The following is a 26,835-nucleotide window of genomic DNA, read 5'->3' as shown; positions in this document are numbered from 1 at the left end:
TACCGCGCTCCTTACTTGATACTTGTCATAATCACCTGATTCAACCTCAGCATAAATTATGGAACCCGTCCCAGGTCAAGCAATTGCGGGCAATATTTTAGTTGTGAAATGCTATAATAGTTAAGAAATCTTAAGATGGTTAACGAACGGGGTGGTCAAGATGGATTTTGTAGAATTGACCCCGATTGCATTGGAACATACACCGCTTGGAACGCGTGGACAAAATCCCCACAGGCACGATTGGCAACTCGATTGGCAAAAAATAAGCAGTCTGATTGACGACAATCAGGACGTGATGATGCAGGTGGAAGCCGGACTCGCTGAAGACTGGTTGAATACGCACGGCACCATTTGGGATAATGTACAAGGTTATCATCGTTACCCGAATGACAACCGGGACTTCGACGACACTGCTTTCTGGGCAGCGTCTACGTGGGCGACCCCGGCGATTGTTGTGACTTTTCATAATGAAATTAGTCGGGCCTTCAGCTGTTATCGGATCGGACGTGATCCTGATTTTCATTACTTGGGGCCACTCGGACGTGCCCATTAATCCCTTATTGTCATTAACAAATTGGAGGAAAAGACGTGAAAGTTGGAATTGACAAGTTGCACTTTGCAACCTCACATTTATACGTAGATATGGCGGAACTGGCGACGGCTCGCCAGGCAGAACCTGATAAGTATCTGATTGGCATTGGCCAGTCCAAAATGGCGGTGATTCCGCCAAGTCAAGATGCCGTGACATTAGCGGCTAATGCGGCGGCACCGATGCTGACAGCCGCCGACATTGCAGCTATTGATTTATTAGTCGTTGGGACCGAATCGGGGATCGACAATTCTAAAGCGAGTGCGATTTATGTTGCTAAGCTGCTCGGCTTAGACCGACGTGTTCGGACGATTGAAATGAAAGAGGCTTGTTATGCGGCAACGGCTGGTGTTCAATTGGCCCAAGATCACGTGCGTGTTCATCCAGATAAGAAGGCGCTAGTCATTGGTAGCGACGTGGCACGCTACGGTTTGAACACACCGGGCGAGCCGACTCAAGGTGGCGGGGCGGTTGCCATGTTAATTAGTGCGGATCCTAAAGTATTAGCACTGGGTACCGAGTCGAGTCTATTGAGCGAAGATGTGATGGACTTTTGGCGACCGTTGTATCATACAGAAGCCCTAGTTGACGGCAAATATTCGTCTAATATCTATATTGATTATTTTCAAGATGTGTTTAAGAATTACCTGCAAACGACTCAAACCAGTCCGGAAGCACTGACGGCTTTAGTTTTTCATTTGCCATATACAAAGATGGGACTTAAGGCACTTCGAAGCGTGTTGCCATTGGTGGGTGCCAATCAGCAAGCCCAGTGGTTGACGCACTTCGAACATGCGCGTCAGCTGAATCGGCAAGTTGGTAACTTGTATACTGGTTCACTCTATCTGAGCTTGTTATCGCAGTTACTGACTGATCCTCAGTTGCAACCAGGGAACCAACTCGGATTATTCAGTTATGGCTCGGGTGCTGAGGGCGAATTTTATACCGGGGTCATTCAGCCGGACTGTCAGGCGGGCTTAGATCAGGGCTTGCCACAACGACTGGCTCGTCGGCGTCGCGTTAGCGTGGCGGAATATGAGGCCTTATTTAGTCATCAACTGCAATGGCGGGCTGATGATCAGTCGGTCAGCTATGCTGATGATCCCCACCGATTCGTATTGACCGGTCAAAAGGACGAACAACGCCAGTATTTGGATCGACAAGGTTAAGAAAAAAGTCACTTGTTACTAGCAAATTCGCTAGGCAAGTGGCTTTTGTTATTTGAAGTTGTTGGTGATGATTTGGCCATCTTTGACACTCAACAGGGTCTTGTCAGTGGTATCTGGCTGTAGCAATTGAATCGTGTAACCAGCGGCAAGATTCTTCTGGAGCGATTTTGACAAAGATTTGAAATTTGAGGTAATCGTGGTGATTGCTTTTTGATTTTGAGATGGATATGATTTAATCGTCTTCAAAGATTTAACGTACTTTTTATTGGTTGGCGTAATCGTATATGTTTTCGTTGACTTGGTAAATGCAACGGTGCCAATTGATTGATAATTGGATTGCAATTGTTTAAGGATGTTTTCTTCATTCAACTTAGTGGTTGCGGCCGCGCGCTTGGTGCTAGCTTCGTTAAAAACAACTTGTGAGGAACTCAAGCTCGTTGATTTGGACTTACTGGTACTAGCACTGGTACTCGTGCTGGACGATGCTTTGCGCGTCGATTGCTGCGACTGGTTATATGGCCAGTAAGGCAATTTAACGACCGCGTAAATGGTGACTAGGGCGCTTAGGACCGTAACTAGTGTTAGAAATTTCCAACCACCACCGGTTTGACGTGCGTAAATCACGGAAAATAATGCTAATAGAAAAACAATCAAGCCCATAATGGCTAGGAACAACATGTAACCAACTCCCAATGTTTAAAATAGTATAATCATTATACCATTGAACTATTGGCTGTTCGTCACAGATTTGAAATATTTTGAAAAGAGGCCCGACTAATGGCTAATTTAACACCACCACTTTTTCTACCGATACATCCAGAGAATCAGGCACCGATGGCTAAGTACATGCGTGATCAGTTTCACTTCTTAGGTGTAAAGGCTGGTGAACGGCGAGCACTATTGCACCCGTTACGGCTACAGAGTCACCAACTCACGCCTCAGGAATTACAAGCTTGGCTTGCATTTTATTACCAACAACCTTATCGGGAATATCAATACGTGGCAATTGATCTCGCCCAAGCTAACGTCCGCCACATGACACCAGCTCATTATCAGTGGTGCTATCGCCAAATCACAGTAACGCCATGGTGGGATAGTGTTGATGCCTGGCGCAAGGTGCTTGCAACGTACATCTTGACACATGATTGTTTGCAATAAGTGGGGCCGGTTTACTTGCGGGCTACAGATAAATGGGTGCGCCGGGTGGGAATCATGCTTCAATTAGGCTGGAAAGAGCGAACGGACTCCCAATATTTGCAAACGGCGATACTAGCGAATCAGGGGGATGAAGATTTCTTCATCCAGAAAGCGATTGGCTGGGCGTTACGGGATTACAGCAAGGTGAATCCGGAATGGGTGCGCACGTTTGTCGCAAACCACGCGCTTTCGGCCTTGGCCCAGCGGGAAGGATGTAAGTATCTGTGACGAGATCTGCAGATAGTGCCGGCAATCAGGTCCAAAAGAGTGGCAAATAAAAAAAGATGACAAATCGAATTGTCATCTTGTGAGTGTTCATATTACTGAAACAACATGTCACGATATAGGCCAACAACTTTGCCTAACACAGAGACGTTGTTCAAGATAATCGGTGCCATCGTGTCGTTTTCAGGTTGTAGCCGATAGTGATCGGCCTCCTTGAAGAATCGCTTGCAAGTCGCTTCATTTTCATCGGTCATGGCAATGATGATATCACCATTGTCAGCGGAATTTTGACGCCGAACAATGACTTGATCACCATTCATGATACCGATATTGATCATACTTTCGCCACGGATGGTGAGCATGAAAAGGTCGCCACCGAATGATTCAAGTTCCTTAGGAATTGGAAAATAATCCGTCGCTTCCTGTACGGCAAGAATTGGTTGGCCGGCGGTTACCGTTCCAAGTACCGGAATTTGATGTGGCGTAGTTTCGACGCCCAGTGCTTCGAAACCGGCTGGCGTTACCTCAATGGCACGGGGCTTAGTTGGGTCTTTTTGAATATAGCCTTTCTTCTCCAGCCGTGAAATGTGGCCGTGGACGGTCGAAGTCGAAGATAAGTCAACGGCTTCACCAATCTCACGAACGGTTGGCGGATATCCTTTTTCATTGACGCGTTCATAAATAAAGCGAAGAACGGCCATTTGTTTGCTTTCCGATGTTTTACTCATCTTGGCACCTCATTTTTTATTTTCATTATTGGTTAAAACAATTGTAGCATAGCGTTTCATAGCTTTCAAACAAATGTTCGGTTGACAAACACTATTAATTGATTTAGGGTCTAATTTCGTGTATATTTCAAGAGTGAAAGGGGCTGCTGATTTGATTTCAAAAGAATTGCTTGCTCGGATCAATGAGTTAGCTCATAAGGCGAAAGCCGAGGGGCTCACCGAGCTAGAAGAAGCCGAACGTCAAGAGTTGCGGCAAAAATACTTGAAGGAATTTCGCGCCGGTTTTCGGCGACAAGTTGAAATGCTTCAGGTTTATGATAAAGATGGTAAAGAGGTTACGCCAGAAAAGGTCCGTCAAGTGCAACGCGATCGCGGTCTTCGAGATGATTAACCGATTTCAGGAAAATTTGTCAACTGACAAATTTTCCTTTTCTTTTATTATTAATTTGTGTAGACTAGTTTAATGAAGACTGTAATAAGGGAGGGGAATGACTGTGTCTACAGGAATTTGGATTTTAATCGTCGTTATCGGCGTATTGGTTGGGTTAACTGGTGGTTTCTTCGGTGCCCGGCACTATATGCAAAATTACTTGAAGCAAAATCCACCAATTAGTGAAGAGATGCTTCGGAGTATGATGATGCAAATGGGTCAACGCCCATCCGAAAAGAAGTTACATCAGATGTTGAATTCGATGAAAGCTGCATCTAAAAACGATAACAAGTAGTAAAAAAGTGTCGGCTCGCTTTAAATTGCGATCGCCGGCACTTTTTTATTATCGAACTTAATGTTTCTGACGGGTTGTAGCAGGATCAACGTATTTGAACGTTGGGTCGATTTGACGATCCAAGTCGTCAAAAGCGTGCAACATTTTAGTTTCAATTTGTTTTTGACCAGCTTCATCCAATTTAAGTTTACGATCAATATTAATCGGTTGACCGAAACGGACGGTAACCCGCTGACGGCTAAAGAGTTGTTTGAAGGTCAATGGGCCTTGGTAAACGGTTGGAACTAGTGGAACACCGGCCATCTTAGCGATGACGGTGGCGCCGCCTTTAAGTTCTTGTGAGTGGCGCGTTCCCGATGGAAACATGATTAGTGAAAGCTTACCGCTGCGCAAAAATTTGACGGGGGTCTTGATTGCTGAAGGTCCTGGATGTTGCCGATTGACAGGAAAAGCGTTCGCATGGACGAGAATGAACCGCAAGACGGGATTCTTAAATAGTTCTTCCTTGGCCATAAAGCTAAATTTCATTGGGCTGCCGGCCAACGCATAGTACAACGGATCAAACCACGTCCGGTGCGGTCCAACTAAGATGTAGGCGCCCTCAGGCAAGTTTTCCCGTCCTTGATAGTGCGGCCGACCGTTAATAATGGTGATGATTAGTCGGACTAGTCCGCGCATAAAAGAATAAAACATCACGATCTTCCTTTCGTTTACTAACTGCTCACAGTATGACGAAATTTGGCAAATTCTGCAAGTTAATTGTATGATAACTGTGCGATGATTTTAATGGAGAGGTGGCCGAATATGGCAGACGTCACGTTACACGCCGATGAGCGTATTGATCAATTATATAGTCAAGATATCCAAATAATTCAAAGTTCTCAAGTCTTTGCGTTCTCACTGGATGCTGTTCTGTTGGGTGACTTTGCCCAGGTTGCGAAGGGCGCTAAGAGCCAGATTGTGGATCTCTGTGCTGGCAATGGTGCAGTAGGCTTATTCGCCAGTGCCAAAACTCAAGGCCATATTACGGCGGTCGAAATCCAGCCCCGGTTGGCCGATATGGCCCAGCGCAGTGTTATTTTGAACGATTTGACCCAGCAAGTGACAGTCCTGAACGAAGACTTACTGGCAATTACGCGCCAACTACCGAAAGATTCGGTGGATACAGTCTTATGTAACCCACCGTATTTTAAAGATCGACCGCAGAGCGTCAAAAATCCAAACCCTCATTTGGCGATTGCACGGCATGAACTGTCCGCTAATTTAGATCAGATTCTAGCAGTAACTAGTGATTTGTTAAAAATGAATGGTAAAGCCTATTTTGTGCATCGTCCTGAACGTTTGGATGATTTATTCAGTGCGATGGCGGCCAATCGATTGGCACCCAAACGGATTCGGTTCGTCCATCCGAAAGCGCAACGGGAAGCGAACATGGTTCTGATTGAAATGATCAAGGATGGGAAACGCAACGGTGTTCGAATCATGCCACCGCTTGTCGTTTATCGTGATGATGGTGAATACGGGGAAGAGGTGTACACGTTACTCTATGGCAAGCACAAGTAAGCCGGCTGCGTCCACGAAGGCAACCAAAAAATATTATTTTTATGTCCTATTATGTGCTGATCAAACGTTGTATGGTGGTTTTACGGATAATTTGCAGCGACGATTAGCAACGCACAATGCGGGCAAAGGGGCTAAATATACGCGGGTCAGATCACGGCGACCCTTGCAATTAATTTACCATGAAACTTTCACTGACAAATCAAGTGCGTTAAAGGCTGAATATGCCTTCAAACATCAATCGCGAGCTGCCAAGCTAAAATACTTGTCAGCTCACGATGTAAAAATTTAGCGAAGTTTTCACAATTTATGATTCTATTTCTCGCATTTACTGTTATAATATTTACTGTATCAATATATAGGAGGAATTTTTGTAATGAAAATTATTGCATATGCTGTACGTGATGACGAACGTCCATTCTTCGATACTTGGATGAAAGAAAACCCAGATGTTGAAGTTAAATTAGTTCCAGAATTACTTACTGAAGACAACGTTGACTTAGCTAAAGGCTTCGACGGTGCCGATGTATACCAACAAAAGGACTATACTGCTGAAGTATTGAACAAGTTAGCCGACGAAGGGGTTAAGAACATCTCTCTTCGTAACGTTGGTGTTGATAACTTGGACGTTCCTACTGTTAAAGCACGTGGCTTAAACATTTCTAACGTACCTGCATACTCACCAAATGCGATTGCTGAATTATCAGTAACGCAATTGATGCAATTATTACGTCAAACCCCATTGTTCAACAAGAAGTTAGCTAAGCAAGACTTCCGTTGGGCACCAGATATTGCCAAGGAATTAAACACCATGACTGTTGGTGTGATCGGTACTGGTCGGATTGGCCGTGCTGCCATCGATATTTTCAAAGGCTTCGGCGCTAAGGTTATCGGTTACGATGTTTACCGGAATGCTGAACTTGAAAAGGAAGGCATGTACGTTGACACCTTGGACGAATTATACGCCCAAGCTGATGTTATCACGTTACACGTTCCTGCATTGAAGGATAACTACCACATGTTGAATGCGGATGCCTTCAGCAAGATGAAAGATGGCGCCTACATCTTGAACTTTGCTCGTGGGACACTCATCGATTCAGAAGACTTGATCAAAGCCTTAGACAGTGGCAAAGTTGCCGGTGCCGCTCTTGATACGTATGAATACGAAACTAAGATCTTCAACAAAGACCTTGAAGGTCAAACGATTGATGACAAGGTCTTCATGAACTTGTTCAACCGCGACAATGTTTTGATTACACCACATACGGCTTTCTACACTGAAACTGCCGTTCACAACATGGTGCACGTTTCAATGAACAGTAACAAACAATTCATCGAAACTGGTAAAGCTGATACGCAAGTTAAGTTTGACTAATCTCGATTACTAAAAAATGGCGTCACTCATCTGAGTGGCGTCATTTTTTTGTGGCTGAATTTAAGGCGGTTTGTTAGAGACGATTCTGGGCGACTAAGCAGCATTGTAATGTAGGTATTGAAAACGTGCAGCGAAGTACCCGCATATTATAAGAGGACCTCAATCACGCTGGCTGCACGATTGAGGTCCTCAAAAATAAGCTGTTTAGTTAAAATCTGAGGCAGTGTTACGCTGTCCAGGGCTGCCTGGTACGTGCCTGTCAAGGTCAGGTCTATAGGTGACGGGGACCATCATGAGGCCCGCACATTTTCCGATTAAATGTTGGATTAGTCGGGATTATGAAGCACTAGCCGCCTGAAGAAGTGCTAACAACAACTCATTTAACTCCGCTGGACTCTGGATGATTTGATCAGGGATCACGCTCGGTGTCACCTGGTCATTGCGCCGGTGATTAAACCAAAAAGTTTGCCAGCCGGCGTGTTTGGCACTGGTCATGTCGAGTGCTGCATTGTCACCAACGTAAACGGCTTCGTTGGCCTTGATGCCAACCTGATGGGCCCACGTCGTGAAGATCGATGGGTCGGGTTTAGCAATACCCAATTCTTCTGAGATAAAGATGTTATCCGGATGCACGAAATGTTCAATTTGTAATTGATGTAACTTTTGATGCTGAATCGGCGCTGGTCCGTTGGTAATGATACCAATTTTAAATGCGTGACTGAGCTTGGTCAGCGTCGCACTCAGCCCATCGAAAAGGCAAATCTGATTTAGTTCCTGCTGATAGGCCATTTCAAATTGGATAGCCCAATCAGTGCTGATGTGGACTTTGCTGGGTGCTAACGCGTGTCGAATACGGGCGGTTTGCCACGCTTCCAGCGTCATAGTTGTATCAGTGACCTGGTTAAAGGTACGGTCATTAAAATCATGGAACCGGTTAAAAATTTGTGCCAATTCAGTGCTGCTCAAAGCCTGGTTAAAAGTTTTAGTTAAGGCAGCAGTGAACGGTGATTTTTGATCATACAACGTATCGTCAAGGTCAAAAATGATGGCTTTTATCATTATTAAGTGAGCCCCCTATGCGAGATTGTATTTTAACACACTTTCAGGAATTCACAAATTCTTGATGAAATTGCTTGCAAGCACTAGTAATTTTCGGTATACTAATTTTCGGTGTTAAAACCAATTCACACCTACTGCGATAATCATGGCGGTGCTCGGGAGAGTGCCATGATTAGTTGAACGGTGGGGAGGAATAAAACAAATTTTTGGAGGCACATTTATTATGGCTGTTATTTCTATGAAACAATTGCTTGAAGCCGGTGTCCATTTCGGTCACCAAACTCGTCGTTGGAACCCAAAGATGAAACCATACATCTTTACGGAACGGAACGGCATCTACATCATTGACTTACAAAAGACGGTCAAGATGATCGACTCAGCTTACAACTTCGTTAAGGACGCTGCAGCTGATGACGGTGTTATTTTGTTTGTTGGGACTAAGAAACAAGCCCAAGATTCAATCGAAGAAGAAGCAACCCGTGCAGGTCAATACTACGTTAACCATCGTTGGTTAGGTGGGACTTTGACTAACTGGAACACCATCCAAACACGGATTAAGCGTCTTAAAGACTTGAAGAAGATGGAAGCTGACGGTACTTTCGAACGTTTACCTAAGAAGGAAGTTTCATTATTAATGAAACAACGTGCCAAGCTTGAAAAGTTCTTGGGCGGTATCGAAGACATGCCTCGGATTCCAGATGTAATCTTCATCGTTGATCCTCGTAAGGAACAAATCGCCGTTAAGGAAGCTCAAAAGTTGAACATTCCGATCGTTGCGATGGTTGATACGAACACTGATCCAGATGACATCGACGTTATCATTCCTTCAAACGATGACGCAATCCGTGCCGTTCGTTTAATCACTTCTAAGATGGCCGATGCTGTCATTGAAGGTCGTCAAGGTGAAGACGAAGATGTTACTGAAGACTCTTTCAAGGACAACAAGGACGCTAAGAAGTCCGTTGACTCATTGGAAGACATCGTTGAAGCTGTTGAAGGCGACAACGACGCCAAGTCTGACAAATAATTAATTGAAATAATTAGGCTGCCTAAAAATCGCGGACCATTACGGCCTGATTTTGCGGGCAGCTTTTTATCTAAAATCAAGATACTCAAAGGAGAGTAAACTATGGCAAAGATTTCTGCAGCACAAGTTAAAGAACTTCGTGATAAAACCGGTGTTGGTATGATGGACGCTAAAAAGGCGTTAGTTGAAACTGAAGGCGACATGGAAAAAGCCGTTGACGTTTTACGTGAAAAAGGGGTTGCTAAGGCCGAAAAGAAGAGTGGCCGGGTTGCTGCCGAAGGGATTGCTGCCGTTGCAATCAAGGACAACAAAGCTGCCATTGTTGAAATCAACTGTGAAACTGATTCAGTTGCTTCAACTGACAAGTTCAAAAACTTGGTAACTGAAGTTGCCGACAAGATTGCTGAAGAAGAACCTGCTTCCGTTGACGACGCCTTAGCTTTGAAGACGGCTAACGGGACGGTCAAAGATGACGTCATCGAAACGACGCAAGTAACTGGTGAAAAGATCAGTCTTCGTCGTTTCCAAGTTGTTGAAAAGGGTGCTGACCAAAGTTTTGGTTCATACATCCACAACGGTGGCCAAATTGCAGCCTTAGTTGTCTTAGACGGTGCTGACAGTGCTACTGCTAAGGACGTTGCCATGCACGTCGCTGCGATCAATCCTGAATATGTTAACCGTGAACAGGTTCCTGCTGACCGGTTAGCTCATGAAAAAGACGTGCTTGTTAAGGAAGCCCTGAATGAAGGTAAACCTGAAAAGATCGTTGAAAAGATGGTTGAAGGCCGTTTAAACAAGTGGCTTTCAGAAATCAGCTTGGATGACCAAGAATTCGTTAAGGATTCTGATCAAACTGTTGCGCACTTTGTTGAATCAAAGGGTGGCAAGGTTAGCTCATTCATTCGCTTTGAAGTTGGCGAAGGAATCGAAAAGAAGGCTGATAACTTCATCGATGAAGTTATGAACCAAATCAAAGACTAATTACTGACTAAAGGATTAGCTAATTGGGGATTACGACGGAAAGCAATTTTCGGCGTAGTCCCTTTTTGTAAAGTAACGGGTTGAAGCCGCTTTAAAAAGAGAATTCGGTTAATTTTTGTGCCGGATTACGGCTGATACCAAACGCTTATTGAAATATATGGTAAAATGATAGACAGATAATTTCGAGGAGGACAAAACGATGTCGGAAGTTAAATATAAGCGTGTAATCCTAAAACTGAGTGGAGAAGCCTTAGCTGGTGAAAAGGGCTTTGGAATCAACCCGCCCGTCATTAAAACGGTGGCAGAGGAACTTAAGGACGTCTATGACATGGGCGTACAAATTGCAATCGTCGTCGGTGGTGGCAATATGTGGCGTGGCGAAGCTGGGGCCCAAATGGGTATGGAACGAGCCCAAGCTGATTATATTGGCATGTTAGCCACGATTATGAATGCCTTAGCGCTCCAAGATAATCTCGAATCAATTGGTGTGCCGACCCGGGTTCAAACATCCATTGAAATGCGGCAAATCGCGGAACCATACATTCGACGGAAGGCCATGCGGCATCTTGAAAAACGCCGGATCGTTATTTTTGCCGGTGGTACCGGGAGTCCATACTTCTCAACGGATACGACCGCCGCATTACGGGCCGCTGAAATTAACGCGGATGCGATTTTGATGGCCAAAAATGGCGTCGATGGTGTTTACTCGGCTGATCCTAACAAGGATGCGAGTGCAGTTAAATTTGATACGCTTACCCATCTCGACATTATCAACAAAGGGTTACAAGTGATGGATACGACCGCAAGTTCCTTATCGATGGATAATGACATTCCCGTCGTGGTCTTTAACTTGAATGAACCTGGAAACATTCGCAAAGTCGTCGCCGGTGAACACATCGGGACAACAGTCAGGGGGAAATAGTATGGCAATTACAGAACCAATTTTAAAAGAAGCACAGGAACGAATGAAGAAGGCGGAAGCCGCTTTACAACGCGAGCTTGGTAATATTCGGGCTGGTCGGGCTAACGCATCACTATTGAATCGGATTTCTGCAGATTATTACGGTGCGCAAACACCACTTAATCAGATGGCGGCAATTACGGTACCCGAACCACGGGTCTTAATGGTAACCCCATTTGATAAGAGCGCCCTTAAAGAAATCGAAAAGGCTATTTTAGCGTCAGACCTCGGTATTAGCCCAGCTAACGACGGTTCTGCGATTCGGTTAGTTATTCCGCAATTAACGGAAGAACGGCGTAAAGAACTCGCCAAGGACGTTAAGGCGGAAGGTGAACGTGCCAAGGTCGCCGTTCGAAACGTGCGTCGTGATGCAATGGAAGCCTTGAAGAAGGGTCATAAAGATGGTCAATTCACTGACGACCAGTTACATCAGTTAGAAGACCAAGCCCAAAAGTTAACGGATCAAGCGGGTAAGGACGTCGACGCGATCGTTGCGGACAAAGAAAAAGAAATTTTGGAAGGTTAATGACCGACCAATTTATTAAGGCTTGGAGAAATTCAAGCCTTTTTTTGTTGACGAATAGTTAATTAGTGCTTTTTTTGGTAAAATAGTGCATAGTTAAGCTATTTTTATGGAGGTGCGCCTTGTTCGCTTTTTTTAATAAGAATGATCCTGCAGATAACACCGACGTGCAATTGGATCCTGAACGTATTCCAGCCCATGTCGCCATTATTATGGATGGCAATGGGCGTTGGGCCAAAGCACGGCATTTACCGCGGGTTGCTGGCCATAAGGAAGGTATGAACACGGTCAAAAAGATTACGATTGCCGCAAGTGATTTGGGCGTTAAAGTCCTGACGCTTTACGCGTTTTCAACCGAAAATTGGAAGCGGCCAACTGATGAGGTTAATTATCTCATGCAGCTGCCAGTGAGTTTCTTTGATACTTTCGTACCGGACTTGATAAAAAACAATGTTCGGGTGCAGGTCATGGGTTATGTTGATCGCTTACCAGAAGCAACGCAAAAAGCAGTTCAAAATGCGATTGCAGATACCAAAGATTGTGATGGCATGGTGTTGAACTTTGCCCTCAACTATGGTTCACGGGCCGAAATCGTGACCGGGGTGCAAAAGATTGCCCAACAAGTCCAAGATGGTCAATTGGCGGTTAGTGATATCGATGATGCAACCATCGACGCCGCCCTGATGACGGCACCACTTGCACCATACAACGATCCAGATTTGCTGATTCGCACGAGTGGCGAAGAACGAATTTCAAATTTCTTAATGTGGCAGATTGCCTACAGTGAGCTGGTCTTTACTGATGTGAAGTGGCCAGATTTCACGGCGGCGACCCTCCAAGCCTGTATTGCGGATTTCCAGAGTCGTGATCGGCGCTTTGGCGGGTTGTCGGATCATAAATAAAAGGGAGTTTTTGATATGAGACAACGAGTCATTACGGCTGTCGTTGCGTTAATTTTATTTATCCCAGTCATTTTTGTGGGCGGGGTAACCTTAGATATTGTGGCCATGTTGCTAGGGGCTGTTGCGATGAGCGAGTTACTCGTGATGCGCAAAAAACTATTGATTTCATTTGAAGCAATCGTAAGCATGCTCGCAGTCATGATTCAAATTGCACCAAACAACTGGTTCAATGGCTTACCGGACCAATTAAATAAGGAGTACGTGGTTTACTTCTTAATTATCTTATTACTGTTGCACACCGTGTGGTCGCGAAATCGTTTTTCATTTGATGATGCCGGGATGTTGACGTTAGGCGTGTTATACATTGGGATGGGCTTCAACTATTTCACGGCTGCGCGGGGCGTCAGCGTGTACATGTTACTCTTCCTGATGTTCATTGTCTGGTTGACAGATAGTGGGGCTTACATGGTCGGTCGCAAACTGGGTCGGCATAAAGTCACACCGATCAGTCCCAATAAGACGTGGGAAGGCTGCATTGGCGGTAGCGTGATTGGTGTGATTGTGGCCAGTGCCTTTGCAATCGGTTTTCACGTCGGTTATGCGAGCGTCATCAGTATGGTATTGATTACCTTAGTCTTATCAGTTGTCGGTCAGTTTGGTGATTTAGTGGAATCCGCGTTGAAACGCTACTATGGTGTTAAGGATTCCGGTAAGATTTTGCCGGGACATGGTGGCATCTTAGATCGGTTTGATAGTATGTTATTGGTTTTTCCGATTGCACATTTATTCGGCCTTTTTTAAGCTGAGTACCCGAAACGCGGGAGAAAGGAGCGCTTAATTGATCGTTACAATTATTACGTTCATTATCGTTTTCGGAATCTTGGTCATCGTCCATGAATTTGGGCACTTCTATTTTGCCAAAAAGGCTGGGATCCTAGTGCGTGAATTTTCTGTCGGGATGGGACCCAAGGCGGTCGCGTTTCGTCGTAATGCCACGACTTATACGTTGCGGTTTCTGCCAATCGGTGGTTACGTGCGAATGGCCGGCGTGGCTGACGATGAGGATGAAGAACTCAAGCCCGGAACGCCAGTTAGTTTACAAGTTGGTTCAGATGGAATTGTTCATTCAATCAATGCTAGTAAGAAGACGACGTTGTTCAATGGTATTCCGCTGTCAGTGACGGCGACTGATCTCGAAAAAGAACTCTGGATCGAGGGTTATGAGAACGGAGACGAGAGTGAAGTCAAACGATACGCCGTTGACCATGACGCGACGATCGTCGAAAGTGATGGTACCGAGGTTCAAATTGCACCGGTCGACGTCCAATTTCAATCGGCCAAGCTATGGCAACGCATGCTGACCAATTTTGCCGGCCCGATGAATAACTTCATCTTGGCCATCATTACGTTTGCAATTCTGGCCTTTATGCAGGGTGGCGTTACGAGTACAACGACGCACGTTGCGGCGACGACAGCAAACTCAGTTGCCCGTACGGCTGGCATCCAAAAAGGCGATCAAATCGTGGCGGTTAACGGTAAAAAGATGACGAGTGCTCAGTCGATTTCGCTGTTGATTCAAGATAGTCCGAAACAACGGTTGAACCTGACCATCAAAAGAGCTGGTCAGACCAAAAAAATCGCGGTGACCCCCGCTGCTAAGACGGTCTCTGGTAACCGAATCGGCCAAATCGGGGTCCAATGGGCGACCAAGACCGACACGAGCCTGGGAGCCAAGTTAGCATACGGCTTTACTGGTTCATGGGGAATCACCAAGCAGATTTTTCAAGTGCTCGGTCGGATGGTCACGCACGGTTTTAGTTTGAACGATTTAGGCGGGCCGGTGGCGATTTTTGCGACGACCTCTCAAGCCGCTAAGTCCGGGGTGCGTACGGTGATCTATTTACTCGCTGTATTGTCGATCAACCTTGGAATTGTTAATTTATTACCAATTCCAGCACTTGATGGTGGTAAACTATTATTAAACATTGTTGAAGGCATTCGGGGTAAACCACTTCGGGTGGAAACGGAAAGTGTCATTACCTTGATTGGTTTTGGCCTCCTGATGTTATTAATGATTCTAGTAACTTGGAATGATATTCAGCGATATTTCTTCTAAGTGATATTTAATTTGGAACAATAAGGAGAAGATTTGTAGATGAAACAGTCGAAATTGTTAATCCCAACACTCAAGGAAGTGCCTAATGATGCCGAAGCCTTGAGTCATCAAATGATGCTACGGGCGGGCTATATCCGACAAATTTCAGCCGGAATGTACGCCTATTTGCCATTGGCTTACCGCGTATTGACGAATATTGAAAAAATCATTCGGCAAGAAATGGAAAAAATTGATGCAGCGGAAATGCTGGTACCAGCAGTTATTCCAGCTGAGTTGTGGAAAGCAACTGGGCGTTATGAGACATACGGTCCAGAACTATTTAAATTGAAGAACCGCCATGATCGGGAATTTATCCTTGGCCCGACTCATGAAGAAACGTTCACGTCACTTGTTCGTGATGAAATCAAATCGTATAAACGGTTGCCATTGACCTTGTATCAAATTCAGGCTAAGTATCGCGATGAGGATCGGCCACGTTATGGGTTACTGCGTGGGCGTGAGTTTATCATGAAGGACGCTTATTCGTTCCATGCGGATGAGACCTCATTGGACGACACGTTCCAGGACATGGCGCAAGCTTATCAGAACATTTTTGAACGGGTCGGCTTGAAGTTCCGTTCAATCATCGGTGATGGTGGCGCGATGGGTGGTAAGGACTCTCGCGAATATTCGGCTATCGCACCGGTGGGTGAAGATACGATTGTGTATTCGGATGCGAGTGACTATGCAGCTAACTTGGAAATGGCCCGGAGCCTGTACGTGCCCAAGAAGTCCCATGCTTCGTTGAAGGATATGGAAAAGATTGACACTCCCGGAGTGGGTACGATCGACGACCTGGCTGAGTTCTTAAAAGTTGGTGCTGACCAGCTGGTTAAGAGTATTCTGTTTATTGCTGACGATCAACCAGTAATGGCATTGGTCCGCGGTGATCATGAGGTCAACGATGTTAAGCTGAAGAATTACCTTGGTGCGGATTTCTTAGATATGGCCACGCCAGAACAGGCGCAACAATACCTAGGGGCTAGCTTCGGTTCACTCGGCCCAGTTAACGTTAGTGATGACGTTAAAATTATCGCTGACCAGTATGTGAAGGACATGGTCAACATCACGGTCGGTGCCAACGAAGACGGCCATCACTTTACGAACGTCAACCCTGAACGTGATTTCCACGCGGAAGATTACGTCGATATCCGCTTTGTTCAGGAAGGTGAGTTATCACCAGATGGCGCGGGCGTTTTGAAGTTCACCAAGGGGATTGAAATTGGACACATTTTCAAACTTGGCACCCGTTATTCTAAAGACTTGCACGCAGAAGTCTTAGATGCCAATGGACGTAATATTCCGGTAATCATGGGCTGCTATGGAATCGGTGTTTCACGGTTGTTGTCGGCCATTGCTGAACAACGGGCTGATGAGAATGGCTTGATTTGGCCAAAGGCAATTGCACCGTTTGACGTGCACGTGATTCCGGTCAACCCGAAGAAGGAAGACCAAGTCGAAGTTGCTGACCAAGTTGAAGCACAATTGGAAGCTGCCGGTTACAACGTCTTATATGATGATCGTAAGGAACGTCCTGGCGTGAAGTTTGCTGATTCCGACTTAATGGGGATTCCTGCACGGATTACCATTGGTAAGAAAGCCAGCGAAGGGATCGTCGAGATCAAGCTTCGCCAGACTGGTGAGACCCTGGAAGTCAAGCAGGAAGAAATTGCCAATAACTTGGCGGTCCTACTTAAAAATATCGATTAAGATGCGTCAAAGTTAAGTCAAAAATATGGCAACTACCCGTGGTTAGTCGCCAACAGCAATCACCTGGTTGAATTTCGTGAACTGGGTGATTTTTGTTTGCCGATTAATCACGTGGCTCAGCAGTCAGACTGTGATAAAATAGTAACGTTTCAAGTGAATGATTTGCAGGTTCACTGAGGATTATTTCAGATGCCCTTTATAACCGAGGCGTCACGGTGTCATTTAAGCAAACTGACAAGTCAGTGCTAACGATGTATCGTGGCCCTGAAAAATTAATTTGTGTTTTAACTAACATTTACAGCTGGGTTCGCCGTCCGCGTACGTCAGCGCAAATTAACAAGTACGGTGGGTGTCTTACTAACTGATTGTACTCAACAAAAGGAGGACCACTGGTGAGTTTAAACCAACAAGAAATGTTCGAGAAACTACTCGAACAAATTGAAATGCCAACGGGTCCTGAATTTACAGAAGCAGCGATCGATAAGTTGACCGTTCATCAAGCTTCCAAGGTTTGGGAATTTCATTTGCATTTCCAACATGTTTTACCGTATTCACAATTTATGACTTTCCAAAACAAACTTCAAATTGCCTTTAAGGAAATTGCCCGAGTGACTTTTACAATTGTGACCGACGATACCGAGGTCAATGGTCGCGAACTGGCTGAATATTGGGAATGGATCGTTCAGCACAGTGGCATCAAGTCGCCACTCGTTCAATCACTGTGTAACAGTAACGTGCCAACTTATGAAGATGGTCGGGTTATTTTATTGGCTGAAAATGAAGTTATTCAAAATTTTCTGACTAATCAGGCATTAGGACCGATTGAGAGCACCTACCATCGTTTGGGATTCCCGAAGTTCTCCGTTCACACGATGATCGATGAGAGTGCGTCACAGGCGAAGATCAAGGAATTTCATGAACAAAAAGCGAAGTCTGATCAAGCATTGGCCCAAAAAGCGGAAGCGGCGATCAAAAAGGCTAATGAGAAACGCCAAAAGCAGGCAGACTCACCAGCACCCATCGATGGGCCTGTCCAATTAGGCAAGCAGATCAACCCGCAAGAGCCGGCCAAACAGATGGTGCAAATTACCGAGGAAGAACGGTCGGTCATTGTGGAAGGCTATGTCTTCGATATGGAAGTGCGGACGTTGCGTTCTCAGCGGCAGTTATTGATTTTAAAGGTGACCGACTATAGTTCGTCGATGGTCGTTAAGAAGTTTTCACGTAATGCGGATGACGAGGCCCAATTCGCGGCATTGAAGCCTGGAATGTGGGTGCGTGTGCGTGGTTCCGTGCAAGAAGACAGCTTTATGCGCGATTTAACGATCAATGCATATGACATTAACGAAACGTCGCATGCTAGCCGACAAGACACGGCGCCGGCAGATGAGAAGCGGGTCGAATTGCACTTGCATTCTAATATGAGTCAGATGGATGCAACCAATAGTGTCAGTGATTACGTCAAGCAAGCAGCTAAGTGGGGCCATCCGGCGATTGCGATTACGGATCATTCGGGGGCGCAGGCGTTCCCAGAGGCGTTTGCGGCTGGCGAAAAAAATAACATCAAAATTTTATACGGGGTCGAAGCTAACATGGTTGATGACGGGGTGCCGATTGCTTATAATGACGCCCACGTTGATTTGAAAGAGTCCACTTACGTTATTTTTGATACTGAAACAACGGGATTGTCCGCCATTTATGACCGGGTCATCGAATTGTCAGCGGTTAAGATGGTCAAGGGGAACGTCGTTGATCAGTTTGAGGAATTCATTGACCCTGGTTTTCACTTGTCGGAAACAACCACTAATTTGACGAGTATCACCGATGATATGGTGCGGGGCTCTAAATCGGAAGAAGAAGTGTTTAAACTTTTCCGTGAATTTTATGGTGATGCCATCGTGGTCGGCCATAACGTTACCTTTGATATCGGCTTTATGAATACGGGATATGCCCGGCACCATATGGGGCCGATTACAAATCCAATTATTGATACGTTGACGCTGGCACGGTGGTTGTATCCAAATTTACGCGGGTACCGCTTAAACACGCTGGCCAAGAAATTCAACGTTAATTTGGAGCACCATCACCGCGCCATCTATGATGCTGAGACGACCGGCCATTTGAACCACCTGTTTTTGAAAGATGCGGAGGACCGTTATCATGTTCAATTCCACGATCAGCTAAATGATCATATGAATGAGAATGCGGCTTACCGCCATGCCCGGCCCTTTCACGCGACATTGTATGCGCAGACCCAAGCGGGGTTGAAGAATCTCTTCCGAATTATTTCCTTGTCGAACGTGGAGTACTATTACCGTGTGCCCCGCGTGCCGCGCAGTATTTTAAACAAGTACCGGGATGGGATTCTAGTCGGTTCGGCTTGTTCTAGTGGCGAAGTCTTTACCGCAATGATGCAAAAGGGAAAGGAAGAGGCCCGACAAAAGGCCGGCTACTATGACTTCCTGGAAGTACAACCAAAACCGGCTTATTCGGCGTTGATCGAGAGCGGCTTGATCGCCGATACGGATCATTTGGAAGAAATTATCAGCAACATGGTCGAACTAGGCCATGAGATGAATATCCCGGTTGCGGCTACGGGGGACGTGCATTATCTGAATCCTGAGGATAAGATTTATCGGAAGATTTTGATTCATTCACAGCCCGGGAACCCGTTAAACCGGACTGAACGACCAGATGTACATTTTCGTTCCACGGATGAGATGCTCAAAGACTTTGATTTCTTAGGTGCGGAGACGGCACACGAGGTTGTCGTTGATACGCCGCGAGCAATCGCTGATCAATTTGAAATCGTGCGACCGGTTAAGGACAAGTTGTATACGCCACGGATGAAGGGTGCCGAAGCGGAAATCGAAAAATTGACGATGGACCGCGCCCATGCCTGGTATGGTGATCCGTTGCCAGAAATCGTCCAAAAACGGGTGGATAAAGAACTCAAGAGTATCATCGGTAACGGGTTCTCGGTCATTTACTTAATTGCCCAACGTCTAGTGTTTAAGAGTAATAAGGATGGTTACTTGGTTGGTTCCCGGGGGTCAGTCGGTTCGAGTATCGTAGCGACACTGTCTGGGATTACTGAAGTGAACCCGATGCCGCCGCATTATCGGTGTCCAAACTGTCAGTACTCGCACTTTTATACGAATAACGAGTATGGGTCGGGCTACGATCTACCACCTAAGGATTGCCCTGAATGTGGGACTGACATGGTGCGTGATGGGCAAAACATTCCCTTTGAAACGTTCTTAGGATTTTATGGGAACAAAGTGCCTGATATCGATTTGAACTTCTCTGGGGACTACCAACCGATTGCCCATAATTACACCAAAGTCTTGTTCGGTGAGAAAAATGTGTACCGGGCCGGGACGATTGGAACGGTCGCTGATAAGACTGGTTATGGCTACGTCAAGGCGTATGAACGTGACACCAATCAGACGCTTCGTTCAGCGGAAGTTGACCGACTAGCCAAGGGAACGACGGGCGTCAAACGGACGACTGGACAACATCCGGCCGGTATTATCGTTGTGCCGGATTACATGGATATTTATGATTTCACGCCCGTCCAGTATCCGGCTGATGATCAGAGTGCGGCCTGGCAAACGACCCACTTTGATTTCCATTCGATTCATGATAATATTTTGAAAATTGATATTCTGGGACATGATGATCCGACGATGATTCGGATGTTACAAGATTTGTCGGGTGTCCAACCTGAGAGTATTCCACCAGTTGATCCGCACGTCATGAAGATTTTCTCCAGTCCTGAAGTTTTAGGAGTCACAGAAGACCAGATTTTCTCGAAAACGGGGACGCTGGGAATTCCAGAATTTGGGACGCGGTTTGTCCGTGGGATGCTCGAAGAGACTCACCCATCCACGTTTAACGAATTACTTCAGATTTCAGGACTTTCACACGGGACTGACGTGTGGTTAGGAAATGCTGAAGAATTGATCAAGGATGGCACGGTTACGCTGGCCGAAGTTATTGGTTGTCGTGATAACATCATGACCGACTTGATTCACTACGGCATGGAATCTGACATGTCCTTCCAAATCATGGAACACGTGCGGAAGGGCCGGGGGATTCCGGATGAATGGCAACAAGCAATGAAGGACGCCAACGTTCCCGACTGGTACATTGAATCTTGTCTAAAGATCAAGTATATGTTCCCGCGGGCCCATGCGGCAGCCTACATCTTAATGGCGTTGCGGGTGGCTTACTTTAAAGTGTACTTCCCGTTGATCTACTACACGGCCTACTTCTCAGTGCGGGCTGATGATTTTGACCTGGTTGCGATGGCCCATGGTAAAGACGCTGTCAAAGCGTCCATGAAGGCAATCACCGACAAAGGGATGGATGCCAGCTCCAAAGAGAAAAACTTGCTGACTGTTTTAGAGTTAGCCAACGAGATGTTGGAGCGGGGCTTTAAATTCTCTATGGTCGATCTTGAGAAGTCCGATGCTTCGGACTGGCTGATCGATGGTGACACGCTGATTGCGCCGTTCCGAGCAGTTCCGGGGTTAGGACTGAACGTTGCCAAACAGATTGTTGCTGCTCGGGCGGATAAGCCATTCTTGTCAAAGGAAGATTTATCCAAGCGAGGAAAAGTGTCGAAGAGTTTGATTGAATTTATGACCGAAAACGGTGTGTTGAGCGACTTACCGGACGAAAACCAACTCTCTTTGTTCTAAGAAGTACGATAATTGTTAAAGTTTGATGAATTTTTGCAGTGATAGCCGTGTTCAACGGCAATCATCTTGATTTTACTCATCTTGGGCGCGCTATGTTGATATACCGGCGATTGTCAGACCTTGAGAGCGGAAATTTGTCATCACTTGAAACGCATCGGTTTAATGCTATAAATGGCGTAAACTTGCGGTTTGAACATAATTGTGCTAATATATGGGTTGTAATTTAAAACTCGTTAACGAGTGAGCAGCGATGCTCACTCTTTTTATTGGACTAATCTGAATAGGAGGCGCAGCCTTGAGTAGTAATGTTGTTGAAACCATTCAGCCAGTGGCCGCAGCCATTGTCAGTGCTCATCAGTTTGAACTCGTGGATCTTGAATTTGTCCGCGAGGGTCAAAGCTGGTATTTGCGATTATACATTGACAAACCGGGCGGCATTAATATTGAAGAATGTGCAATGGTTAGTGATGAACTTAGTGAAAAACTTGATACGATGGATCCTGATCCGATTCCTCAAGCCTACTTTTTGGAGGTTTCTTCACCAGGTGCAGAACGCCCACTGAAGAAGGAAGCAGATTTTCAAAATGCCATCGGTAAGTACGTGCACGTTGGCTTATACCAGAAGTTGGATGGTAAGAAGATTTTTGAAGGTGATCTGACGGCGGTGACGCCGACCACCTTGACCATCGATTACTTGGATAAGACACGTCACAAAACGGTGACGATCAACCGAGAACAGATTTCACAAGCCCGCTTAGCGGTAAAGTTCTAAATAAGTAAAGGAGTCTACACATGAGCAAGGAATTATTAGGGGCCTTAGACACCCTCGAATCAGAAAAGGGCATTAAAAAAGAAGTTGTCATCGAAGCCTTGGAAGCAGCACTCGTTTCAGCCTACAAACGTAATTATGGTCAGGCACAAAACGTTGAAGTTGACTTTGACCAAATTAAGGGTAATATTCATGTTTACGCCGTTAAAGAAGTGGTCGAAGATGTCTTTGATTCACGTCTAGAAGTGAGCTTACAAGATGCATTAGCCATCAACCGGGCCTATGAAATTGGCGATGATATTCGGTTTGAAGTGACACCGAAGAACTTTGGTCGAATCGCAGCCCAGACCGCTAAGCAGGTTATCATGCAACGCGTTCGTGAAGCGGAACGTGGCATCATCTATGATGAATATAGCCAGTATGAAAATGAAATCGTTACTGGGGAAGTCGAACGCCAAGATAACCGGTTTGTCTACGTTAGTTTGGGTAAAGTCGAGGCGGTCATGGGTCGTTCTGATCAGTTACCTGGTGAAGTTTATCGAATTCATGACAAAATTAAGGTTTACGTCTCAAAAGTTGAAAATGCAACCAAGGGACCCCAAGTCTTCGTTTCGCGGACCGCACCAGATTTGTTAAAACGTTTGTTTGAACAAGAAGTCCCAGAAATCTTCGATGGTATCGTTGAAATCGTCTCGATTGCTCGCGAAGCCGGGGATCGGGCGAAAGTCGCCGTTCGTTCTAATAACCCGAACGTCGACCCAGTCGGTACCTGCGTGGGGCCTAAGGGACAGCGGGTGCAGACGATCGTCAACGAACTCCACGGTGAAAATATGGATATCGTGGAATGGACGGATGATCAGGCCGTATTTATCGCGAACGCATTGAACCCAGCGGAAGTTTTGGATGTTATCTTTGATCCAGAAAACGAGCGGGGTTGTACCGTGGTCGTTCCCGATTATCAATTGTCGCTGGCAATCGGTAAGCGTGGCCAAAATGCGCGTTTAGCTGCTAAATTGACTGGGTTCAAGATCGATATTAAATCGGAAACTGAAGCTTCTGATATAATGGATGCAAACCCTGATGATGTTGCAGCTGCTGAAACGGCTTCGACGGAAATGACTGAAGCACCATCAGAAGCAGCAGTGCAGTCCGATGCCAGTGAAGATGAGGAACCAGCAACGTCCGACGCCACCGTGTCGACGCCTGCCTCAGAAACAGCTGCTGATGAATCAGCAAGTGACGCTGAATAAGTTCGTCACTAAGTGAGTGAAGTAACTAAAGGAGGTCTGGGATTATGAAAAAAAGAAAAGTGCCGTTACGAAAGGACATTGTGACGGGTGAAATGCATCCCAAAAAAGACTTAGTCCGGGTCGTTAAGAATAAGCAGGATGAAGTGTCCGTGGATCCGACTGGTAAGAAGCCGGGACGGGGCGCATACATCGCGTTAGACGTACAGGTCGCACAACGCGCCAAGCAAGAGAAGACTTTTGACAAGGCGTTTGGTATCAAAGTCGGTGCGGACTTTTACGATGAGTTAGTGGCCTATGTTGATCATCAACAAGCCCGAAAGGAACTCTTCGGAAATGACGCCTAACCAAGCTTGTTTAAACCTACTGGGCCTTTCACGGCGTGCCAGCAAGCAGATTGCAGGCGAAGGGCTAGCCCTGGCCGCAATTCGTAATCAGACGGCTAAACTGGTCTTTATTGCCAGCGATGCCGGTCCCACGACTGCCAAAAGGTTTCATGATAAGGCCCAATCTTATGATGTTCCAGTGATCGATACCTTTACTAAAGCAGAACTAAACACGGCTACTGGTAATAAGCGCACGGTTTATGCAATTACCGATGCCGGATTTGCCAAGAAAATGGTGGCGATCATGACACAGTAAAGGAGGGTGAAGATATGGGGAAAAAGCGAATTTATGAGTTAGCGAAGGAGCTCAACGTCCCAAGTAAACAGCTGATCGCGCAAGCTCAGCAGTTGGGATTCTCCGTCAAAAATCATATGTCGACACTCGGTGACAGTGAGGCGCGTCAGTTACAAGGCGCGACTGCAGTTACCCATCCTAAATCTCAACCGGCTCCAGCTAAAACTAGTCGGGCTACGCAAACCGTAGCAAACAATGTGACACGAACTGCTAATCAGCAGCAATCCAACTCGCGTCATCAACAGAGTGGTGATTCTTTGAATAATAATCGTAATAATAACCAAAATAATAGTCAAAGTCGTAATAGTAACGGTAATCGAAGCAATAACGGCGGTAACCGGACTAACAATAGTAACGGGAATCGTTCGACCAATGCTTCACGGAACAACAATACTCGCAATAATAGTGGGAGCAATTCGAACCGGTCTAACAATAGTAACAACAACCGGTCGAATAACAACAACCGCTCAAAAACGAGTAACAACCGCACCAACAACGGTGGTCAAAACCGGAATAACAACCGGAATACGACGAACAGTAACAGTAGTAACAATAGCCGGAGCAACGGCACTAATAACAGTTCCCGTAACGGTAGTGGCCGCTTCGGGGGCAGTTTGAATAGTAACAATAACGGTGGTGGCAATGGCGGTGGTCGTTATCGTGGTGGTAACAACAATAACCGTCGGCGCAACAACCGGAACAATAAGAGCCGTAATAATAAGAATCAACGGATTCGCCAGGTCAATAACAAGCCGGCACCAGTTCGTAAAGACAAGCCGTTGCCAGAAACACTGGTTTACACGGTCGGCATGAATGCTCAGGATTTGGGTAAGTTACTGCACCGTGAACCTGCTGAAATTATCAAGAAGTTGTTCATGTTAGGCGTTGCCGTTAACCAAAACCAGTCCTTAGATAAAGATACGATTGAAATCTTAGCAACTGATTACGGCATTGACGCGCAAGAAAAGGTTCAAGTCGATGTGACTGATTTGGACAAGTTCTTTGATGATGAAGTCAACAACACCGATAATTTGGCACCCCGGGCACCGGTTGTTACGGTCATGGGACACGTTGACCATGGGAAGACGACCCTATTGGATCAATTGCGGCATACGCACGTGACAGCGGGCGAAGCCGGTGGGATTACCCAGGCAATCGGGGCTTATCAAGTTAAGCACGATGGCAAGACTATCACGTTCCTGGATACGCCAGGACACGCGGCCTTCACCGAAATGCGGGCGCGTGGTGCTGACATCACCGACATCACCGTGTTGGTCGTTGCTGCTGATGATGGGGTCATGCCACAAACAATTGAAGCCATCAACCATGCGAAAGCTGCCAAAGTACCAATCATCGTTGCCGTTAACAAGATTGATAAGCCAGGTGCCAACCCGAACCACGTGATGGAACAGTTGACTGAATATGGATTGATTCCTGAAGATTGGGGTGGCGATACGATCTTTGTTCAGATTTCAGCGAAGTTCGGTAAGAACCTAGATGAATTGTTGGATATGATCTTACTTCAATCAGAAGTGCTTGAATTAACGGCAAACCCTAAGCAGAATGCTGCGGGATCTGTCTTGGAAGCTAGTCTTGACCGTGGGAAAGGTTCTACCGCCACGTTACTTGTTCAACAAGGGACCATGCACGTTGGTGATCCAATCGTTGTTGGGAATACTTATGGTAAGGTCCGGACGATGACCAACGACCATGGGAAGCGGATCAAAGAAGCCGTACCATCGACACCAATTGAAATTACTGGCTTGAACGATGTGCCGGACGCCGGTGACCGTTTCGTGGTCTTTGATGATGAAAAGACTGCCCGTGATGCTGGTGAACAACGTGCAAAACAAGCCTTGATGGAAGAACGGAAGCAAACTGCTCACGTTACCTTGGATAACTTGTTTGATTCAATGAAACAAGGTGAGCTTAAGGAAGTTGACGTCATCATTAAGGCTGATGTTCAAGGTTCCGTTGAGGCTTTAGCTGGTAGTTTACGTAAAATCGATGTTGAAGGTGTGCGGGTCAATATTATCCATACAGCGGTTGGGGCAATCAACGAAAGTGACGTGGCCTTAGCGGAAGCAAGTAACGCGATTATTATCGGGTTCAACGTGCGGCCAACTCCGCAAGCCAAAGCCCAAGCTGATACTGACGATGTTGATATTCGTTTGCATCAAGTCATCTACAACGCAATCGATGAAATCGAAAGCGCGATGAAAGGGATGCTCGAGCCAACTTATAAAGAAGAAATTACTGGTCAAGCCGAAATCCGTGAAATCTACAAGGTTTCTAAGGTCGGTACGATTGGTGGTGGGATGGTCACTGATGGTGTCATCCACCGTGATTCTGGTGTTCGGGTCATTCGTGACGGTGTCGTTATTTATGACGGCAAGCTAGCTAGCTTACGGCGTTTCAAGGACGACGTTAAGGAAGTTAAACAAGGCTTCGAACTTGGTCTTCGAATCGAAGATTACAATGATATTAAAGTTAACGATGTCATTGAAGCGTACGTGATGAAGGAAGTCCCAGTTGAATAACCTTTA

25 protein-coding genes and 1 pseudogene are annotated in these 26,835 nt (G+C 45.9%); 22 read left to right on the top strand and 4 right to left on the bottom strand.

The genetic code is table 11. The features are described 5' to 3' along the window. The first annotated feature begins 160 nt into the window (after positions 1-160). Together V7R88_RS07940 and V7R88_RS07935 are read left to right on the top strand one after the other, a co-directional pair. Positions 161-553 (top strand): hypothetical protein, encoded by a 393-nt coding sequence (locus V7R88_RS07940; RefSeq protein ID WP_057716929.1) that lies wholly within the window; start codon positions 161-163, stop codon positions 551-553. 35 nt (positions 554-588) lie between these two features. Then, positions 589-1,758 (top strand): hydroxymethylglutaryl-CoA synthase, encoded by a 1,170-nt coding sequence (locus V7R88_RS07935; protein ID WP_057716930.1) that lies wholly within the window; start codon positions 589-591, stop codon positions 1,756-1,758. Between the two features lie 48 nt (positions 1,759-1,806). On the opposite strand, the gene V7R88_RS07930 is transcribed toward V7R88_RS07935, so the two are convergent. Then, on the bottom strand, positions 1,807-2,436 hold the full coding sequence (locus V7R88_RS07930; RefSeq protein WP_054396537.1) for a hypothetical protein: 630 nt from the start codon (positions 2,434-2,436) through the stop codon (positions 1,807-1,809). A gap of 99 nt (positions 2,437-2,535) precedes the next feature. Between V7R88_RS07930 and V7R88_RS07925 the strand changes: the two are divergent. Further along, positions 2,536-3,183, top strand: a pseudogene (locus V7R88_RS07925) (DNA alkylation repair protein). 92 nt (positions 3,184-3,275) lie between these two features. On the opposite strand, the gene lexA reads toward V7R88_RS07925, so the two are convergent. Beyond that, on the bottom strand, positions 3,276-3,908 hold the full coding sequence (gene lexA, locus V7R88_RS07920; RefSeq protein ID WP_057716931.1) for a transcriptional repressor LexA: 633 nt from the start codon (positions 3,906-3,908) through the stop codon (positions 3,276-3,278). Between the two features lie 151 nt (positions 3,909-4,059). Between lexA and V7R88_RS07915 the strand changes: the two genes are divergently transcribed. Together V7R88_RS07915 and V7R88_RS07910 are read left to right on the top strand one after the other, a co-directional pair. Further along, on the top strand, positions 4,060-4,299 hold the full coding sequence (locus V7R88_RS07915; protein ID WP_057716932.1) for a DUF896 domain-containing protein: 240 nt from the start codon (positions 4,060-4,062) through the stop codon (positions 4,297-4,299). Positions 4,300-4,396: 97 nt separating this feature from the next. Next, entirely contained in the window at positions 4,397-4,633 is a 237-nt protein-coding gene (locus tag V7R88_RS07910; protein WP_003640745.1) for a YneF family protein, read from the top strand. 57 nt (positions 4,634-4,690) lie between these two features. Here V7R88_RS07910 and V7R88_RS07905 read toward each other — a convergent pair whose 3' ends face one another. After that, positions 4,691-5,326 (bottom strand): lysophospholipid acyltransferase family protein, encoded by a 636-nt coding sequence (locus V7R88_RS07905; protein WP_057716933.1) that lies wholly within the window; start codon positions 5,324-5,326, stop codon positions 4,691-4,693. A 111-nt stretch (positions 5,327-5,437) separates the two neighbouring features. Between V7R88_RS07905 and V7R88_RS07900 the strand changes: the two genes are divergently transcribed. The 3 genes from V7R88_RS07900 to V7R88_RS07890 all read left to right on the top strand — a co-directional run bounded on the left by V7R88_RS07900 (position 5,438) and on the right by V7R88_RS07890 (position 7,568). Next, positions 5,438-6,196: a tRNA1(Val) (adenine(37)-N6)-methyltransferase gene (locus tag V7R88_RS07900; RefSeq protein WP_057716934.1), complete on the top strand. Its 759-nt coding sequence runs from the start codon at positions 5,438-5,440 to the stop codon at positions 6,194-6,196. Next, a complete protein-coding gene (locus V7R88_RS07895) occupies positions 6,180-6,485 on the top strand; it encodes a GIY-YIG nuclease family protein (protein WP_338816132.1) in 306 nt (101 codons plus the stop codon). The genes V7R88_RS07900 and V7R88_RS07895 overlap by 17 nt, the downstream gene beginning before the upstream one ends. An 84-nt stretch (positions 6,486-6,569) precedes the next feature. Then, positions 6,570-7,568: a D-2-hydroxyacid dehydrogenase gene (locus V7R88_RS07890; protein WP_003640741.1), complete on the top strand. Its 999-nt coding sequence runs from the start codon at positions 6,570-6,572 to the stop codon at positions 7,566-7,568. A 336-nt stretch (positions 7,569-7,904) separates the two neighbouring features. On the opposite strand, the gene V7R88_RS07885 is transcribed toward V7R88_RS07890, so the two are convergent. Then, complete coding sequence (locus tag V7R88_RS07885) at positions 7,905-8,627, bottom strand: HAD family hydrolase (protein WP_054396545.1); 723 nt, start codon at positions 8,625-8,627, stop codon at positions 7,905-7,907. A 223-nt stretch (positions 8,628-8,850) separates the two neighbouring features. Here V7R88_RS07885 and rpsB point away from each other — a divergent pair, with 223 nt between their 5' ends. The 14 genes from rpsB to infB all read left to right on the top strand — a co-directional run bounded on the left by rpsB (position 8,851) and on the right by infB (position 26,829). Then, the gene (gene rpsB / locus V7R88_RS07880; protein ID WP_003640739.1) at positions 8,851-9,654 is read left to right on the top strand and encodes a 30S ribosomal protein S2; all 804 of its coding nucleotides are present in this window, start codon (positions 8,851-8,853) and stop codon (positions 9,652-9,654) included. Positions 9,655-9,756: 102 nt separating this feature from the next. Further along, positions 9,757-10,635, top strand: a complete 879-nt coding sequence (gene tsf / locus V7R88_RS07875) for a translation elongation factor Ts (protein WP_003644498.1) — start codon at positions 9,757-9,759, stop codon at positions 10,633-10,635. Positions 10,636-10,834: 199 nt separating this feature from the next. Next, on the top strand, positions 10,835-11,557 hold the full coding sequence (pyrH, locus tag V7R88_RS07870) for a UMP kinase (protein ID WP_003640737.1): 723 nt from the start codon (positions 10,835-10,837) through the stop codon (positions 11,555-11,557). 1 nt (position 11,558) lies between these two features. Beyond that, positions 11,559-12,122 carry a ribosome recycling factor gene (gene frr / locus V7R88_RS07865; protein WP_003640736.1) on the top strand — a complete coding sequence of 188 codons (564 nt, stop codon included), beginning with the start codon at positions 11,559-11,561 and terminating at the stop codon, positions 12,120-12,122. Positions 12,123-12,241: 119 nt separating this feature from the next. After that, positions 12,242-13,021: an isoprenyl transferase gene (locus tag V7R88_RS07860; RefSeq protein WP_057716936.1), complete on the top strand. Its 780-nt coding sequence runs from the start codon at positions 12,242-12,244 to the stop codon at positions 13,019-13,021. Positions 13,022-13,036: 15 nt separating this feature from the next. After that, complete coding sequence (locus V7R88_RS07855) at positions 13,037-13,822, top strand: phosphatidate cytidylyltransferase (RefSeq protein WP_054396552.1); 786 nt, start codon at positions 13,037-13,039, stop codon at positions 13,820-13,822. 37 nt (positions 13,823-13,859) lie between these two features. Continuing rightward, positions 13,860-15,137, top strand: coding sequence for an RIP metalloprotease RseP (rseP, locus tag V7R88_RS07850; protein ID WP_057716937.1), 1,278 nt, complete (start codon positions 13,860-13,862; stop codon positions 15,135-15,137). A 39-nt stretch (positions 15,138-15,176) separates the two neighbouring features. Continuing rightward, on the top strand, positions 15,177-16,886 hold the full coding sequence (locus V7R88_RS07845) for a proline--tRNA ligase (protein WP_057716938.1): 1,710 nt from the start codon (positions 15,177-15,179) through the stop codon (positions 16,884-16,886). A 392-nt stretch (positions 16,887-17,278) separates the two neighbouring features. Next, on the top strand, positions 17,279-21,592 hold the full coding sequence (locus V7R88_RS07840; RefSeq protein WP_057716939.1) for a PolC-type DNA polymerase III: 4,314 nt from the start codon (positions 17,279-17,281) through the stop codon (positions 21,590-21,592). Between the two features lie 295 nt (positions 21,593-21,887). Then, positions 21,888-22,364, top strand: a complete 477-nt coding sequence (rimP, locus tag V7R88_RS07835) for a ribosome maturation factor RimP (RefSeq protein WP_054396562.1) — start codon at positions 21,888-21,890, stop codon at positions 22,362-22,364. A gap of 20 nt (positions 22,365-22,384) precedes the next feature. Continuing rightward, a complete protein-coding gene (gene nusA, locus V7R88_RS07830) occupies positions 22,385-23,611 on the top strand; it encodes a transcription termination factor NusA (RefSeq protein WP_054396564.1) in 1,227 nt (408 codons plus the stop codon). A gap of 44 nt (positions 23,612-23,655) precedes the next feature. Further along, a complete protein-coding gene (gene rnpM / locus V7R88_RS07825; RefSeq protein WP_003640726.1) occupies positions 23,656-23,955 on the top strand; it encodes an RNase P modulator RnpM in 300 nt (99 codons plus the stop codon). Continuing rightward, positions 23,945-24,250, top strand: a complete 306-nt coding sequence (locus V7R88_RS07820) for a L7Ae/L30e/S12e/Gadd45 family ribosomal protein (protein WP_054396567.1) — start codon at positions 23,945-23,947, stop codon at positions 24,248-24,250. The genes rnpM and V7R88_RS07820 overlap by 11 nt, the downstream gene beginning before the upstream one ends. 14 nt (positions 24,251-24,264) lie before the next feature. Continuing rightward, positions 24,265-26,829: a translation initiation factor IF-2 gene (infB, locus tag V7R88_RS07815; protein ID WP_338816129.1), complete on the top strand. Its 2,565-nt coding sequence runs from the start codon at positions 24,265-24,267 to the stop codon at positions 26,827-26,829. The last annotated feature ends 6 nt before the right edge of the window (positions 26,830-26,835 follow it).

The sequence above is a fragment of the Lactiplantibacillus argentoratensis genome, assembly GCF_037290055.1.
Classification (GTDB): Bacteria; Bacillota; Bacilli; order Lactobacillales; family Lactobacillaceae; genus Lactiplantibacillus; species Lactiplantibacillus plantarum.
Note: the sequence above shows the minus strand (reverse complement) of the source record. Positions and strands in the feature narration are given on the sequence as shown.

Excerpts from the sequence above, each read along its gene's own strand:
- frr (WP_003640736.1), top strand. The coding sequence starts at position 11,559 with ATGGCAATTACAGAACCAATTTTAAAAGAAGCACAGGAACGAATGAAG.
- V7R88_RS07930 (WP_054396537.1), bottom strand. The coding sequence starts at position 2,436 with ATGTTGTTCCTAGCCATTATGGGCTTGATTGTTTTTCTATTAGCATTA.
- V7R88_RS07910 (WP_003640745.1), top strand. The coding sequence starts at position 4,397 with ATGACTGTGTCTACAGGAATTTGGATTTTAATCGTCGTTATCGGCGTA.
- V7R88_RS07820 (WP_054396567.1), top strand. The coding sequence starts at position 23,945 with ATGACGCCTAACCAAGCTTGTTTAAACCTACTGGGCCTTTCACGGCGT.
- V7R88_RS07940 (WP_057716929.1), top strand. The coding sequence starts at position 161 with ATGGATTTTGTAGAATTGACCCCGATTGCATTGGAACATACACCGCTT.
- rpsB (WP_003640739.1), top strand. The coding sequence starts at position 8,851 with ATGGCTGTTATTTCTATGAAACAATTGCTTGAAGCCGGTGTCCATTTC.
- V7R88_RS07895 (WP_338816132.1), top strand. The coding sequence starts at position 6,180 with ATGGCAAGCACAAGTAAGCCGGCTGCGTCCACGAAGGCAACCAAAAAA.
- V7R88_RS07845 (WP_057716938.1), top strand. The coding sequence starts at position 15,177 with ATGAAACAGTCGAAATTGTTAATCCCAACACTCAAGGAAGTGCCTAAT.
- lexA (WP_057716931.1), bottom strand. The coding sequence starts at position 3,908 with ATGAGTAAAACATCGGAAAGCAAACAAATGGCCGTTCTTCGCTTTATT.
- V7R88_RS07885 (WP_054396545.1), bottom strand. The coding sequence starts at position 8,627 with ATGATAAAAGCCATCATTTTTGACCTTGACGATACGTTGTATGATCAA.
- rnpM (WP_003640726.1), top strand. The coding sequence starts at position 23,656 with ATGAAAAAAAGAAAAGTGCCGTTACGAAAGGACATTGTGACGGGTGAA.
- V7R88_RS07905 (WP_057716933.1), bottom strand. The coding sequence starts at position 5,326 with ATGTTTTATTCTTTTATGCGCGGACTAGTCCGACTAATCATCACCATT.
- V7R88_RS07900 (WP_057716934.1), top strand. The coding sequence starts at position 5,438 with ATGGCAGACGTCACGTTACACGCCGATGAGCGTATTGATCAATTATAT.
- tsf (WP_003644498.1), top strand. The coding sequence starts at position 9,757 with ATGGCAAAGATTTCTGCAGCACAAGTTAAAGAACTTCGTGATAAAACC.
- nusA (WP_054396564.1), top strand. The coding sequence starts at position 22,385 with ATGAGCAAGGAATTATTAGGGGCCTTAGACACCCTCGAATCAGAAAAG.
- V7R88_RS07890 (WP_003640741.1), top strand. The coding sequence starts at position 6,570 with ATGAAAATTATTGCATATGCTGTACGTGATGACGAACGTCCATTCTTC.
- infB (WP_338816129.1), top strand. The coding sequence starts at position 24,265 with ATGGGGAAAAAGCGAATTTATGAGTTAGCGAAGGAGCTCAACGTCCCA.
- pyrH (WP_003640737.1), top strand. The coding sequence starts at position 10,835 with ATGTCGGAAGTTAAATATAAGCGTGTAATCCTAAAACTGAGTGGAGAA.
- V7R88_RS07855 (WP_054396552.1), top strand. The coding sequence starts at position 13,037 with ATGAGACAACGAGTCATTACGGCTGTCGTTGCGTTAATTTTATTTATC.